A 13,218-nucleotide genomic window follows, 5' to 3' on the forward strand; every position below is an offset into this window, starting at 1 on the left:
AAGCCCAGCAGCCAGCGGTGGTGCGCGCCGTACAGGCGGCCGATCTCTTCGGCCGGCCCGGGGGTGGGCGCGGCGGCGTGGTGGGCGGCGGACACGGGAGCCACGGGCGGGAATCCGATGGGTAAACGCCCGGTGGGCGGTCAATGAGAATGCATCGCATTATCTCATCCGTGGGCGGTGGCCCGACCACGGGCCCGTTGCCCGGGCCGGGATGCCTTCTGGTGCACCCTTCGGGTTTTGGTTTGCTATTTAAATGATAGCAATATGCCATAGTGATGATTGCGCTGCAGGCCATTTTGGTTCTCATCTTCTGGCGCGCGCTGCACCGCCTTGGGGCGCGTTTCGCGCGGTCGGAGACAATACCGGCCTGGTCCCTCCCCCTTCGCGCGTGGCCGCCCGCTGTCCCGGGCCGCCGCGCGCATTGCTTTTCGTCTCTCTGGAACACCCGATACGCCATGAAAAAGATTGCAGCCGTTTTATTGATGTCCCTGGGCGCCCTGCTGGCCGGTTGCGGCAAGAACGACAGCGCGCAGCCCGCTGCGGCCGCCACCCCCGCACCAGCCGCCGCCACCAAGATCGTGGTGGGCCTGGACGACAACTTCCCGCCCATGGGCTTTCGCGACGAGAAGAACGAACTGGTGGGCTTTGACATCGACATGGCGCGGGAAGCCGCCAAGCGCATGGGCGTGGCGGTCGAGTTCAAGCCGATCGACTGGAGCGCCAAGGAGGCCGAGCTGTCCGGCCAGCGCGTGGATGCGCTGTGGAACGGGCTGACCATCACGCCCGAGCGCAAGCAGAACATCGCCTTCACCGCGCCGTACATGGAGAACCACCAGATCGTCGTGGTGTCGGCCCAGTCCCCCATCAAGGCCAAGGCTGATCTGGCTGGCAAGGTGGTGGGCGCGCAGGAGGGCAGCAGCGCGGTCGATGCGGTCAAGAAGGAAGACGCCGTGTTCAAGTCGTTCAAGGAGTTCAAGACCTTCGGCGACAACGTGACGGCGCTGATGGACCTGTCCACCGGCCGCCTGGAAGCCGTGGTGGTCGATGAAGTGGTGGGCCGCTACTACGTGGCCAAGAAGCCCGGCGCCTACGCCGTGCTGGACGAGCACTTCGGGACCGAAGACTACGGCGTGGGCGTGCGCAAGGACGACACCGCGCTGCAGGGCCGCCTGGACAAGGCCCTGGCCGACATGAAGCAGGACGGCACGGCCGGAAAGATCGCCACGCAGTGGTTCGGCAAGAACATCGTCAAATAAAGAACAACCCCCTGAGGCGCTGCGCGCCTTCCCCCTTCTCTCGCCTCACTGCGTGATGCGGGAAGGGGGACGCAGCCGGCGCGGCGGGGCGGCCCTTGCGCGGCTGCCGCTGGTATCGGGCCGCGCCAGTTGCCCAGGTTGCAGGCCTTGCCGGCCGCAGTCGTTTAGCCATGGACTCTCGTAGCTCGTAGATGGATTACGTTCTCTCCCTTCTGGGGCCGATGGCGCAGGGCGCCGCGGTCACGCTGAAGCTCTTCGCCATCACGCTCGTGCTGGCCGTGCCGCTCGGGCTCGCACTGGCGCTGGCGCGCGTGTCGCGCCTGGCGCCGCTGTCGGCACTGGTCAACGGCTACATCTGGCTCATGCGCGGCACGCCGCTCATGCTGCAGATGCTGTTCATCTATTTCGCGCTGCCGTTCGTGCCGGTCATCGGCGTGCGGCTGCCGGACTTTCCCGCCGCCGTGGTGGCCTTCGCGCTCAACTACGCGGCGTATTTCGCGGAGATCTTCCGCTCCGGCATCCAGTCGGTGGACCGGGGCCAGTACGAGGCCGCCCGCGTGCTGGGCATGACCTACGGCCAGACCATGCGCCGCATCGTGCTGCCGCAGATGGTGCGCCGCATCCTGCCGCCCATGAGCAACGAGACCATCACCCTGGTCAAGGACACCTCCCTCATCTACGTGCTGGCCCTGAACGACCTGCTGCGCGCCGCGCGCGGCATCGTGCAGCGCGACTTCACCACCACGCCGTTCATCGTGGCGGCGGCTTTTTATCTGACCATGACCCTGGTGCTCACCTGGGGCTTCCAGCGCCTGGAGAAACGCTATGCCAGACACGACGCTTGACGCGGCGGGCGCGGTGCCCATGATCGAAGCGCGCGGCCTGCACAAGGCCTTCGGCGGCACGCCGGTGCTGCGCGATGTGTCGCTCACGCTCGGGCGCGGCGAGGTGGTGGCGGTGATCGGGCCCTCGGGCTCGGGCAAGAGCACCTTCCTGCGCTGCCTGAACCACCTGGAGACCATCGACAGCGGCCACATCGCCATCGAGGGCGAGGCGCTGGCGACCACCGACGCGGCGGGCCGCTGCACCTACGTGCCCGAGGCCCGCGTGCGCGGCATCTGCCGCAAGATGGGCATGGTGTTCCAGTCGTTCAATCTGTTCCCGCACCTGACCGTGCTGCAGAACCTGATCGAGGCGCCCATGGTGGTGCGCGGCATGCCGCGCGAGGCCGCGGTGGCCCGCGCCGAGGCGCTGCTGGCCAAGGTGGGCCTGTCGGACAAGCGCGACCACTTTCCCGGCCGGCTGTCGGGCGGGCAAAAGCAGCGCGTGGCCATCGCCCGCGCACTGGCCATGGAACCCGACATCCTGCTGTTCGACGAGCCCACTTCCGCCCTCGACCCCGAGCTGACCGGCGAAGTGCTGCGCACCATGCGCGAGCTGGCCAGCGACCGCATGACCATGCTGGTGGTCACCCACGAGATGGGCTTTGCGCGCGAGGTGGCCCACCGCGTGGTGTTCATGGACCGGGGCGAGCTGATCGAATCGGCCCCGGCGGCGGCGTTTTTCGCAAATCCGCAACATGCGCGCACCCAGGCATTTCTTCGCAGCATGCTTTGACCGGCGTTGGGTGGCCGGTAAAAATCCAAGCCAAATCGGCTTCCAGGGCAATCATCACTAGGGTATGTCGCTATCGAAAAATGAGCATTCTTGCCCCTTGGATTTTTGCAAACATCCATGCATGTATGTTTGCGTTACCATCGCATGCCCGGGGTTTGCCCTGACCCGCGACAATCACCGGTTGGTCCCCTTCTTCATCCCTCTGAATGCCTGAGCACCCACTTCTGGTCGAACTGCGCAACGTGACGTTCTCGTACGGCGAGCGTGACATCCTGCGCGACGTTTCGCTGTCCGTGCCGCGCGGCAAGGTCACGGCGCTCATGGGCGCCTCCGGCGGCGGCAAGACCACGGTGCTGCGCCTCATCGGCGGGCAGCAGCGGGCGCAGCAGGGCGAGGTGCTGGTCGGCGGCCAGGACGTGGGCCGCATGGATGCCGCCACGCTCTACGCCGCGCGGCGCCGCATGGGCATGCTGTTCCAGTTCGGCGCGCTGTTCACCGACATGAGCGTGTTCGAGAACGTGGCCTTTCCGCTGCGCGAGCACACCGACCTGCCCGAGGAACTGATCCGCGACATCGTGCTGATGAAGCTCAACGCCGTGGGCCTGCGCGGCGCGCGCGACCTCATGCCCAGCCAGGTCTCGGGCGGCATGGCCCGGCGCGTGGCGCTGGCCCGGGCGATCGCGCTGGACCCCGAACTCATCATGTACGACGAGCCCTTCGCCGGGCTCGACCCCATTTCCCTGGGCACGGCGGCCCAGCTCATCCGGCAGCTCAACGACGCCATGGGCCTGACCACCCTCATCGTCTCGCACGACGTGGAAGAGACCTTCCGCGTGGCCGACCACGTGATCGTGCTCGGCCCCGGCACCGTGGCCGCGCAGGGCACACCCGACGAGGTGCGCGCCAGCCGCGACCCGCTGGTGCACCAGTTCGTGCACGCGCTGCCCACCGGCCCCGTGCCGTTCCATTACCCCGGCCCCGACGTGGCGCAGGATTTCGGCCCGACCCCCGGAGGTGCGCGATGAGCTGGTGGCGTCCTTCCGATGTGGGCTTCGCGGTGCGCAGCCACCTGGCCGGCATGGGCCGCGCGGCGCGCCTGTTCGGCCGGCTGGTGGCCCTGATCGGCCCCACGCTGCAGCGCCCGGGGCTGGTGCGCGACCAGATCCATTTCCTGGGCAACTATTCGCTGTCCATCATCGCCGTGTCGGGCCTGTTCGTGGGCTTCGTGCTCGGCCTGCAGGGCTACTACACGCTGCAGCGCTACGGCTCGGCCGAATCGCTGGGCCTTCTGGTGGCGCTGTCGCTGGTGCGCGAGCTGGGCCCGGTGGTCACGGCGCTGCTGTTCGCTGGCCGCGCGGGCACCTCGCTCACGGCCGAGATCGGCCTCATGCGCGCGGGCGAGCAGCTCTCGGCCATGGAGATGATGGCCGTCGATCCGGTGCGCCGCATCCTCGCGCCGCGTTTCTGGGCCGGCGTGTTCACCATGCCGCTGCTGGCCGCGGTGTTCAGCGCGGTGGGCGTGATCGGCGGCTGGATCGTGGGCGTGCTCATGATCGGCGTGGACGGCGGCGCCTTCTGGGGCCAGATGCAGGGCGGCGTGGACGTGTGGAAGGACGTGGGCAACGGGGTGCTCAAGAGCCTCGTGTTCGGCGTCACCGTCACGTTCATCGCGCTGCTGCAGGGCTACCTGGCCAAGCCCACGCCCGAAGGCGTGTCGCGGGCCACCACGCGCACGGTGGTGATGGCGTCGCTCGCCGTGCTGGGGCTGGACTTCGTCCTCACCGCCCTGATGTTCAGTATTTGACGGGGCCGCACGCCCGCAACCCCTAGGAAACACACACATGCAGCATTCCAAGAACGATATCTGGGTCGGCCTGTTCGTCCTGCTGGGCGGCGCGGCGCTGGTCTTTCTGGCCTTGCAGTCCGCCAACCTGCTCAAGTTGAACTTCCAGACCGGCTACCAGGTCACCGCGCTGTTCGACAACATCGGCGGCTTGAAGCCCCAGGCGGCGGTGCGCAGCGCCGGCGTGGTGGTCGGCCGCGTGCAGTCCATCACCTTCGACGACAAGAGCTTCCAGGCCAAGGTGACGCTGGAGCTGCAAAAACGCTATGCGTTCCCCAAGGACAGCTCGCTCAAGATCCTCACGAGCGGCCTGCTGGGCGACCAGTACATCGGCATCCAGGCCGGTGCCGACGAAGCCAACCTGGCGGAAGGCGACAAGATCTCCTCCACCCAGTCGGCCGTGGTGCTGGAAAACCTGATCGGACAATTTCTCTATGGCAAGGCAGAGGGCGGCGGCAACAGCAGCAGCGCGCCTTCCTCCAGCACAGGTGGCAAAAAATGACGACAACAACGACCATGAAACGGGCCCTGGCCCACGGCAGCGCACTGGCATTGGGCGCGCTCTTCCTGACGGGCTGCGCCAGCGGCCCCGGGGCCAACCCGCGTGACCCGCTGGAGCCCTACAACCGCAGCATGACGAACTTCAACGACAACGTCGATTCGATCATCCTGCGGCCGGTCGCCACGGCCTACCGCGACATCACGCCCGCGCCCGTGCGCACCGGCGTGAGCAACTTCTTCTCCAACCTGGGCGATGCCTGGTCGTTCGTGAACAACCTGCTGCAGCTGCGCGGCGAGGGCGCGCTCAACAGCCTGGTGCGCTTCAACGTGAACACGGTGTTCGGCTTAGGGGGCGTGTTCGACGTGGCCAGCGAAATGGGCGTGGACCGCGCCAAGCAGGACTTCGGCCTCACGCTCGGCCACTGGGGCATCCCCACCGGCCCGTACCTCGTGCTGCCGCTGCTGGGCCCGTCCACCGTGCGCGACACGCTGGCGCTGCCGGTCGATGCCAAGGGCGATCTCGTCTCGTACGTGGACCCGGTGTCGGCGCGCAATTCGCTGTATGCCCTGCGCGTGGTGAACATCCGCTCCAACCTGCTGCGCGCCAGCTCGGTGCTGGACACCGCGGCGCTCGACAAGTACAGCTTCACGCGCGATGTGTTCCTACAGGTTCGCAGCCAGGAAGGCGGCGCGCCGGCCAACAGCGGCGAGCAAGAATACGACGACGGCGGCGGCAAGCTGCCCGAAGAGCCGGCGCGCTGAAGGGCCTCGGCCTCGGCCTTGGCGCGGCGCGGTTGCAGTTGCTTGCATCCGTGCACCGGACCGACGCATCCTGGCGCCGGCCCGACCCGAAAATGAACGAATCGAAGGGACGCCATCTGGGCGTGCCCGAGGAAGGAACGACACTGATGATGAATCGACGCACCCTGGGCCATGCCGCCCTCTGCACCGCCGCCGTGCTCTGGCTCGGCGCTCCGCTGTCCGCACTGGCCGCCGAAGAAGCGCCCGATGCGCTGGTCAAGCGCCTGTCGGCCGACGTGCTGGAAACCGTGCGCAACGACAAGAGCATCAAGGCCGGCGACGTGAACAAGATCATGGCGCTGGTCGACAAGACCATCCTGCCGCACGTCAATTTCCGCCGCATGACCGCCGCCGCCGTGGGCCCGGGCTGGCGCCAGGCCACGCCCGAGCAGCAAAAGCGGCTGCAGGACGAGTTCAAGACGCTGCTGGTGCGCACCTATTCCGGCGCATTGAGCCAGGTGAACGACCAGACCATCACCGTCAAGCCCCTGCGCATGGCCGCCGACGACAAGGACGTGCTGGTGCGCACCGAGATCCAGGGCCGCGGCGACCCGATCCAGCTCGACTACCGCCTGGAGAAGACGCCCGGCGACGGCGCCGGCTGGAAGATCTACAACCTGAATGTGCTCGGCGTGTGGCTGGTGGAAACCTACCGCGGCCAGTTCGCGCAGGAGATCAACGCCAAGGGCGTGGACGGCCTGATCGAGTCGCTGGTGGCCCGCAACAAGGCCAACGCGGCCAAGGGCGGCTGACCGTTCGCCGGAGCCGATCGCGATGCTGGTGCTTCCTTCGGAACTGACCCATGCGCAGGCCAATGCGAGCTTGCGCATGCTGCTGCAGGGGCTCAAGGCCCACCGCGACGAGCTGCTGGTGGTGGATGCCAGCGCGCTGACCACGTTCGACTCGTCGGCGCTGGCGGTGCTGCTGGGCTGCCGCCGCGCCGCGCTGCTGGACGGCAAGCGGTTCGAGGTGAAGTCGCTGCCGGACGGGCTGCAAAAGCTCGCCGGCCTGTACGGCGTGGGCGAGCTGCTGCCGGCCGCCTGAGCCCTTCGGGTGCGGCGCCTGCACGGGCGCCGGCCCGTCCGTTGCCTGGCTGCCGCACCGCCTGGTTCGCACGCTGCCCCGTGCGGGCGCGAGTCGCCGGCCATCGCTCTTTTGCTTTCCCATCGCCTTGCGCGGGCACCGGTTGCCGGCACGCCGTAAAATCACCGGCTCCCATGCCCGCAGTCTCCTTCCAGTCCGTCTCCAAAACCTATTCCACGCCCAAAGGCCCTTTCCAGGCGCTCGACAACGTCAGCCTGGACATCGAGGAGGGCGAGTTCTTCGGCCTGCTCGGGCCGAACGGCGCGGGCAAGACCACCCTCATCAGCATCCTTGCCGGCCTCGCCCGTGCCACCAGCGGCCACGTGCGCGTGCAGGGCAGCGATGTGCAGGCCGATTTCGCCGCCGCCCGCCGCAAGCTGGGCGTGGTGCCGCAGGAACTGGTGTTCGACCCGTTCTTCAACGTGCGCGAGGCGCTGCGCATCCAGTCCGGCTACTTCGGCGTGAAGAACAACGAGGCCTGGATCGACGAGCTGCTGGAAAACCTGGGCCTGGCCGACAAGGCTGGCTCCAACATGCGCCAGCTCTCGGGCGGCATGAAGCGCCGCGTGCTGGTGGCCCAGGCGCTGGTGCACAAGCCGCCCATCATCGTGCTCGACGAGCCCACGGCGGGCGTGGACGTCGAGTTGCGCCAGACGCTGTGGCACTTCGTCGCCCGCCTGAACAAGGAAGGCCACACGGTGCTGCTCACCACCCATTACCTGGAAGAGGCCGAGGCGCTGTGCAACCGCATCGCCATGCTCAAGCGCGGGCGCATGGTGGCGCTGTCCACCACCTCCGACCTGCTGCACGGGGCCTCGACGAACGTGATGCGCTTCAAGACCGATGACGTGCTGCCGCCCGCCCTGGCGGCCATCGCCCGGGTGACCGGCCGCGTGGTGCAGCTGCCCGCGCAGGACGCGCAGGACATCGAGCGCCACCTGGCCGTGCTGCGCGCCGCGGGCGTGGCCGTGCATGACGTGGAGATCCGCAAGGCCGATCTGGAGGACGTGTTCCTCAACGTGATGGCGCAAAGCAGCTACCCCGACCCGGCGCGCGAGCCCGCGCCGCCCGAAGGACCCGAGGCCACGGCCGAAGGCGGGGTGCGCCTATGACCGGCTGGCAGACCCTGTTCTACAAAGAGGTGCTGCGGTTCTGGAAGGTGAGCTTCCAGACCGTGGCCGCGCCCGTGCTCACGGCCGTGCTGTACCTGCTGATCTTCGGCCACGTGCTGGAAGACCACGTGAAGGTGTACGACCGCATCAGCTACACCGCCTTCCTGATTCCCGGCCTGGTGATGATGAGCATCCTGCAGAACGCCTTCGCCAACAGCTCCTCCAGCCTGGTGCAGAGCAAGATCATGGGCAGCCTGGTGTTCGTGCTGCTCACGCCGCTGTCGCACTGGGCGTGGTTCGTGGCCTACGTGGGCTCGTCCATCGTGCGCGGGCTGGTCGTGGGGCTGGGCGTGTTCGTGGTGACGCTCGCGTTCGCGCGGCCCGATTTCGCCGCGCCGCTGTGGATCCTGGCCTTCGCGCTCCTGGGCGCGGCGCTGCTGTCCACGCTGGGGCTGATCGCCGGGCTGTGGGCCGACAAGTTCGACCAGATGGCGGCGTTCCAGAACTTCGTGATCGTGCCCATGACGTTCCTGTCCGGCGTGTTCTATTCCATCCAGTCGCTGCCGCCGTTCTGGCAGACGGTGAGCCACCTGAACCCGTTCTTCTACATGATCGACGGCTTTCGCTACGGCTTCTTCGGCCAGAGCGACACGTCGCCGTGGCTGAGCCTGGGCATCGTGGGCATCGCCTGGCTGCTGGTCAGCGCGCTGGCGGTGCACCTGCTGCGCACCGGCTACAAGATTCGCAATTGACGACGCGACGACGCACCCACGACCCCCGAGCCTATCCATGACCGCCGACCAACTCAAAGACCTCATCGCCGCCGGCCTGCCTTGCGAGCACCTCGCGCTGGAAGGCGACGGACGGCACTGGTACGCCACCATCGTCTCGGCCGAGTTCGAGGGCAAGCGTGCCATCCAGCGCCACCAGCGCGTCTATGCCACGCTGGGCACCCGCATGCAGACCGACGAGGTGCATGCGCTGTCCATGAAGACCTTCACGCCCGCCGAGTGGGCCGCGCAGGGCGCCTGACGGCCTGCGGTTGGTTGCTCACTTTTTGATAGCTATATGCCCTAGTGCTGATTGCGCTGGCGGCACTTTTGACTGAAACACCGGGCTTGATGCCATGGACAAACTCCTGATTCGCGGCGGCCGCGCGCTGCATGGCGAGGTGCTGGTTTCCGGCGCCAAGAACGCCGCCCTGCCCGAGCTGTGCGCGGCGCTGCTCACGGCCGACCCCGTCACGCTGCTGAACGTGCCCCAGCTGCAGGACGTGGCGACCATGCTCAAGCTCATCCGCAACATGGGCGTGGCGGCCGAGCGCTCGCCGGACGGCACGGTGCGCATCGATGCGGGCGCGCTCTCCACGCCCGAGGCGCCCTACGAGCTGGTCAAGACCATGCGCGCCTCGGTGCTGGCCCTGGGGCCGCTGCTGGCGCGCTTCGGCGAGGCGACCGTGTCGCTGCCGGGCGGCTGCGCCATCGGCTCGCGCCCGGTGGACCAGCACATCAAGGGCCTGACCGCCATGGGCGCGGAGATCCTGGTGGAGCACGGCTACATGATCGCCAGGCTGCCGGCGGGCGCCACGCGCCTGAAGGGCGCGCGCATCACCACCGACATGGTCACCGTGACGGGCACCGAGAACTTCCTCATGGCCGCCACGCTGGCCGAGGGCGAGACGGTGCTGGAGAACGCCGCGCAGGAGCCCGAGATTTCCGACCTGGCCGAGATGCTGATCGCCATGGGCGCCCGGATCGAAGGCCACGGCACCAGCCGCATCCGCATCCAGGGCGTGGAGCGCCTGCACGGCGCCACGCACCGCGTGGTGGCCGACCGCATCGAGGCCGGCACCTTCCTGTGCGCCGTGGCGGCCACGGGCGGCGAGGCCCTGCTGCGCCACGGCCGCGCCGACCACCTGGACGCCGTGATCGAGAAGCTGCGCGAGGCCGGCGTGCAGGTGCAGGCCGAGCCGGAGGGCATCCGCGTCAAGAGCCCGGGCGCCGCGCAATTGCGCGCGCAGGGCTTTCGCACCACCGAGTACCCCGGCTTTCCCACCGACATGCAGGCGCAGTTCATGGCGTTGAACGTGGTGGCGCAAGGCACCTCCACGGTCACCGAGACCATCTTCGAGAACCGCTTCATGCACGTGGACGAGCTCGCGCGCCTGGGTGCCAGGATCCAGACCGATGGCAAGGTCGCGGTGATCGAGGGCCTGGGCAGCACGGCCGCGCGCCTGTCCGGCGCCACGGTGATGGCCACCGACCTGCGCGCCTCGGCCAGCCTCGTCATCGCCGGGCTGGTGGCGGACGGCGCCACCGTGGTGGACCGCATCTACCACCTGGACCGCGGTTACGACTGCATGGAAGCCAAGCTGCGCGGCCTCGGGGCCGACATCGAGAGGGCGGCATGAGCCGCCTTCGCTGCTGCCCGGTTCCCTGGCGCGTGGCGGCCGGGTTCCTTTTTTCTTCACCCCTATGACCATGATCACTCTTGCCCTGTCCAAGGGCCGCATCTTCGACGAAGCCCTGCCCATGCTGGCCGCCGCCGGCATTGCGGTGCTGGACGACCCCGAGAAGTCGCGCAAGCTCATCCTGACCACCAACCAGCCCGACGTGCGCGTGGTGCTGGTGCGCGCCTCTGATGTGCCGACCTACGTGCAGTACGGAGGCGCCGACCTGGGCGTGACGGGCAAGGACACGCTCATCGAGCACGGCGGCCAGGGGCTGTACCAGCCGCTGGATCTGCAGATCGCCAAGTGCCGGGTGAGCGTTGCGGTGCGGGACGACTTCGACTACGTCCGCGCAGTGCAGCAGGGCTCGCGCCTGCGGGTGGCGACCAAGTACACCGCCATCGCGCGCGATTTTTTTCGCGGCCAAGGGTGTGCACGTGGACATGATCAAGCTCTACGGCAGCATGGAACTGGCGCCGCTCACGGGGCTGGCCGATGCCATCGTCGACCTGGTGTCCACGGGCAACACGCTGCGGGCCAACCACCTGGTGGAGGTGGAGCGGATCATGGACATCAGCTCGCACCTGGTAGTGAACCAGGCGGCGCTCAAGCTCAAGCAGGCGCCGCTGCGCCGCATCATCGACGCGTTCGCGTCGGTCATCCCCGCCGGCGGCTGACGTTGCGCGGGTGCCTCAGATCGAATCCCACGCCGGCCAGGACGGGGCAGAATCCGGGCTGTGTCGAGAAAATTGTTTCTCGATGCATCTTGTGTTTCAAAAATCTGAGGTGTTCCATGTTCAAGAAAATCCTGGTGCTGGGCTGTCTGGCGCTGAGCGGCGCCTCGTTTGCCGCCGATGCCGACTTCACGCTGGTCAATCGCACCGGCTATGCGCTCAACGAGGTCTATATTTCGCCCACCAAGATGGACAAGTGGGGCAGCGACCGCCTGGGCCGCAACCAGCTGGTGAACGGCGCCTCGCGCAAGTTCAAGTTCGGCGACACCAAGCACTGCATCCAGGACATCAAGGTCGTGTTCACCGACGACGCCTCGGAAGTCGAGTGGGAGGGTCTCAACCTCTGCGAACTCGACAAGATCACGCTCAAGTACAACCGCAAGACGGGCGACGTGTCGGCAGAGACCGAATGAGCCCGGCGGCCCCTTCTTCCCCTTCGCGATAGAGATAGAAAAGCCATGAAAGCCACGCCTGTTCGTTTGCGTACCGATAGCGCCGATTTCGAGGCCGCGTTCCGGGACCGCCTGCATTGGTCCGCCGAGACCGATGCCGCCATCGAGCAGCGCGTGGCCGACATCCTGGCCGACGTGCAGGCCCGCGGCGACGCGGCCGTGCTGGAATACACCCGCCGCTTCGACGGCCTGCAGGCCGATTCCATGGCCGGGCTGGAGCTGTCGCAGGACGAACTGAAGGCCGCCTTCGAGGCCATTCCCGCCGCGCAGCGCGAGGCCCTGGAGGCTGCCGCTGCGCGCGTGCGCCGCTACCATGAGGCGCAGCGCAAGGCCAGCGGCGAAAGCTGGAGCTACCGCGACGAGGACGGCACACTGCTGGGCCAGAAGGTCACGCCGCTCGACCGCGTGGGCATCTACGTGCCCGGCGGCAAGGCCGCGTACCCCTCGAGCGTGCTGATGAACGCCATTCCCGCGCACGTGGCGGGCGTGGGCGAGATCATCATGGTGGTGCCCACCCCGCAGGGCGCGCGCAACCCGCTGGTGCTGGCCGCCGCCCACGTGGCCGGCGTGACGCGTGCCTTCACCTTGGGGGGCGCGCAGGCCGTGGCCGCACTGGCCTATGGCACGGCCACGGTTCCGAAGGTGGACAAGATCACCGGGCCCGGCAATGCCTATGTGGCGAGCGCCAAGAAGCGCGTGTTCGGCACCGTGGGCATCGACATGATCGCCGGCCCGAGCGAAATCCTGGTGCTGGCCGACGGCTCCACGCCGCCCGATTGGGTGGCCATGGACCTGTTCAGCCAGGCAGAGCACGATGAACTCGCGCAGTCCATCCTGCTGAGCCCCGACGCCGCCTACATCGACGCGGTGCAGGCCGCCATCGACCGGCTGCTGCCCACCATGCCCCGTGCCGAGATCATCGCCAAGAGCCTCACCGGCCGCGGCGCGCTGATCCTCACCCGCGACATGGAAGAGGCCTGCGCCATCAGCAACCGCATCGCGCCCGAGCACCTGGAGGTCTCGAGCCGCGAGCCCCACCGCTGGGAGCCGCTGCTGCGGCACGCCGGGGCGATCTTTCTCGGGGCCTACACCAGCGAATCGCTGGGCGACTACTGTGCCGGCCCCAACCACGTGCTGCCCACCAGCGGCACGGCCCGCTTCTCGTCGCCGCTGGGCGTGTACGACTTCCAAAAGCGCAGCAGCCTCATCGAGGTGAGCGAGGCCGGTGCGCAGACGCTGGGCAAGATCGCCGCCGAGCTGGCCTACGGCGAGGGCCTGCAGGCCCACGCGCGGGCGGCCGAGATGCGCATCAAGCCCTAAACACGGGCCACCTCCACGCGGGCCGCCCGCGCGGGCCCCGGCGCACCGCG

At 68.0% G+C, this 13,218-nt stretch carries 15 protein-coding genes and 1 pseudogene; all 16 read left to right on the forward strand.

Features of this window, described 5'->3' with window-relative positions; all coding sequences use genetic code 11:
• Positions 1–455: 455 nt before the first annotated feature.
• The 16 genes and pseudogenes from AC27IO_RS13735 (at position 456) to hisD (ending at position 13,168) form a co-directional block, all read left to right on the forward strand.
• A complete protein-coding gene (locus AC27IO_RS13735; protein ID WP_284429923.1) occupies positions 456–1,256 on the forward strand; it encodes an amino acid ABC transporter substrate-binding protein in 801 nt (266 codons plus the stop codon).
• A gap of 191 nt (positions 1,257–1,447) precedes the next feature.
• Positions 1,448–2,101, forward strand: a complete 654-nt coding sequence (locus AC27IO_RS13740) for an amino acid ABC transporter permease (RefSeq protein ID WP_272567580.1) — start codon at positions 1,448–1,450, stop codon at positions 2,099–2,101.
• Positions 2,082–2,873, forward strand: a complete 792-nt coding sequence (locus AC27IO_RS13745) for an amino acid ABC transporter ATP-binding protein (RefSeq protein ID WP_284429924.1) — start codon at positions 2,082–2,084, stop codon at positions 2,871–2,873. The genes AC27IO_RS13740 and AC27IO_RS13745 overlap by 20 nt, the downstream gene beginning before the upstream one ends.
• A gap of 206 nt (positions 2,874–3,079) precedes the next feature.
• Entirely contained in the window at positions 3,080–3,898 is an 819-nt protein-coding gene (locus tag AC27IO_RS13750; protein ID WP_284396723.1) for an ABC transporter ATP-binding protein, read from the forward strand.
• Entirely contained in the window at positions 3,895–4,677 is a 783-nt protein-coding gene (gene mlaE / locus AC27IO_RS13755) for a lipid asymmetry maintenance ABC transporter permease subunit MlaE (protein ID WP_284426006.1), read from the forward strand. Before AC27IO_RS13750 ends, mlaE begins: the two co-directional genes overlap by 4 nt.
• A 37-nt stretch (positions 4,678–4,714) precedes the next feature.
• Positions 4,715–5,218 (forward strand): outer membrane lipid asymmetry maintenance protein MlaD, encoded by a 504-nt coding sequence (gene mlaD, locus AC27IO_RS13760; protein ID WP_284396724.1) that lies wholly within the window; start codon positions 4,715–4,717, stop codon positions 5,216–5,218.
• A complete protein-coding gene (locus AC27IO_RS13765) occupies positions 5,215–5,979 on the forward strand; it encodes an MlaA family lipoprotein (protein WP_498739229.1) in 765 nt (254 codons plus the stop codon). The genes mlaD and AC27IO_RS13765 overlap by 4 nt, the downstream gene beginning before the upstream one ends.
• Positions 5,980–6,125: 146 nt before the next feature.
• A complete protein-coding gene (locus AC27IO_RS13770; RefSeq protein ID WP_284429926.1) occupies positions 6,126–6,770 on the forward strand; it encodes an MlaC/ttg2D family ABC transporter substrate-binding protein in 645 nt (214 codons plus the stop codon).
• Positions 6,771–6,792: 22 nt separating this feature from the next.
• Positions 6,793–7,062 (forward strand): STAS domain-containing protein, encoded by a 270-nt coding sequence (locus AC27IO_RS13775; protein WP_284426007.1) that lies wholly within the window; start codon positions 6,793–6,795, stop codon positions 7,060–7,062.
• A 173-nt stretch (positions 7,063–7,235) separates the two neighbouring features.
• On the forward strand, positions 7,236–8,213 hold the full coding sequence (locus tag AC27IO_RS13780) for an ABC transporter ATP-binding protein (RefSeq protein ID WP_284429927.1): 978 nt from the start codon (positions 7,236–7,238) through the stop codon (positions 8,211–8,213).
• Entirely contained in the window at positions 8,210–8,965 is a 756-nt protein-coding gene (locus AC27IO_RS13785) for an ABC transporter permease (RefSeq protein WP_272567593.1), read from the forward strand. Before AC27IO_RS13780 ends, AC27IO_RS13785 begins: the two co-directional genes overlap by 4 nt.
• Positions 8,966–9,002: 37 nt before the next feature.
• Complete coding sequence (locus tag AC27IO_RS13790) at positions 9,003–9,245, forward strand: BolA family protein (protein ID WP_272567594.1); 243 nt, start codon at positions 9,003–9,005, stop codon at positions 9,243–9,245.
• A gap of 94 nt (positions 9,246–9,339) precedes the next feature.
• On the forward strand, positions 9,340–10,623 hold the full coding sequence (gene murA, locus AC27IO_RS13795; RefSeq protein ID WP_498739230.1) for a UDP-N-acetylglucosamine 1-carboxyvinyltransferase: 1,284 nt from the start codon (positions 9,340–9,342) through the stop codon (positions 10,621–10,623).
• A 70-nt stretch (positions 10,624–10,693) separates the two neighbouring features.
• Positions 10,694–11,339 (forward strand): annotated as a pseudogene (gene hisG / locus AC27IO_RS13800) (ATP phosphoribosyltransferase).
• A 116-nt stretch (positions 11,340–11,455) separates the two neighbouring features.
• The gene (locus AC27IO_RS13805; RefSeq protein WP_272567598.1) at positions 11,456–11,809 is read left to right on the forward strand and encodes a hypothetical protein; all 354 of its coding nucleotides are present in this window, start codon (positions 11,456–11,458) and stop codon (positions 11,807–11,809) included.
• A 45-nt stretch (positions 11,810–11,854) separates the two neighbouring features.
• A complete protein-coding gene (hisD, locus tag AC27IO_RS13810) occupies positions 11,855–13,168 on the forward strand; it encodes a histidinol dehydrogenase (RefSeq protein WP_272567599.1) in 1,314 nt (437 codons plus the stop codon).
• The last annotated feature ends 50 nt before the right edge of the window (positions 13,169–13,218 follow it).

This window comes from Acidovorax sp. KNOB132 (assembly GCF_057541515.1).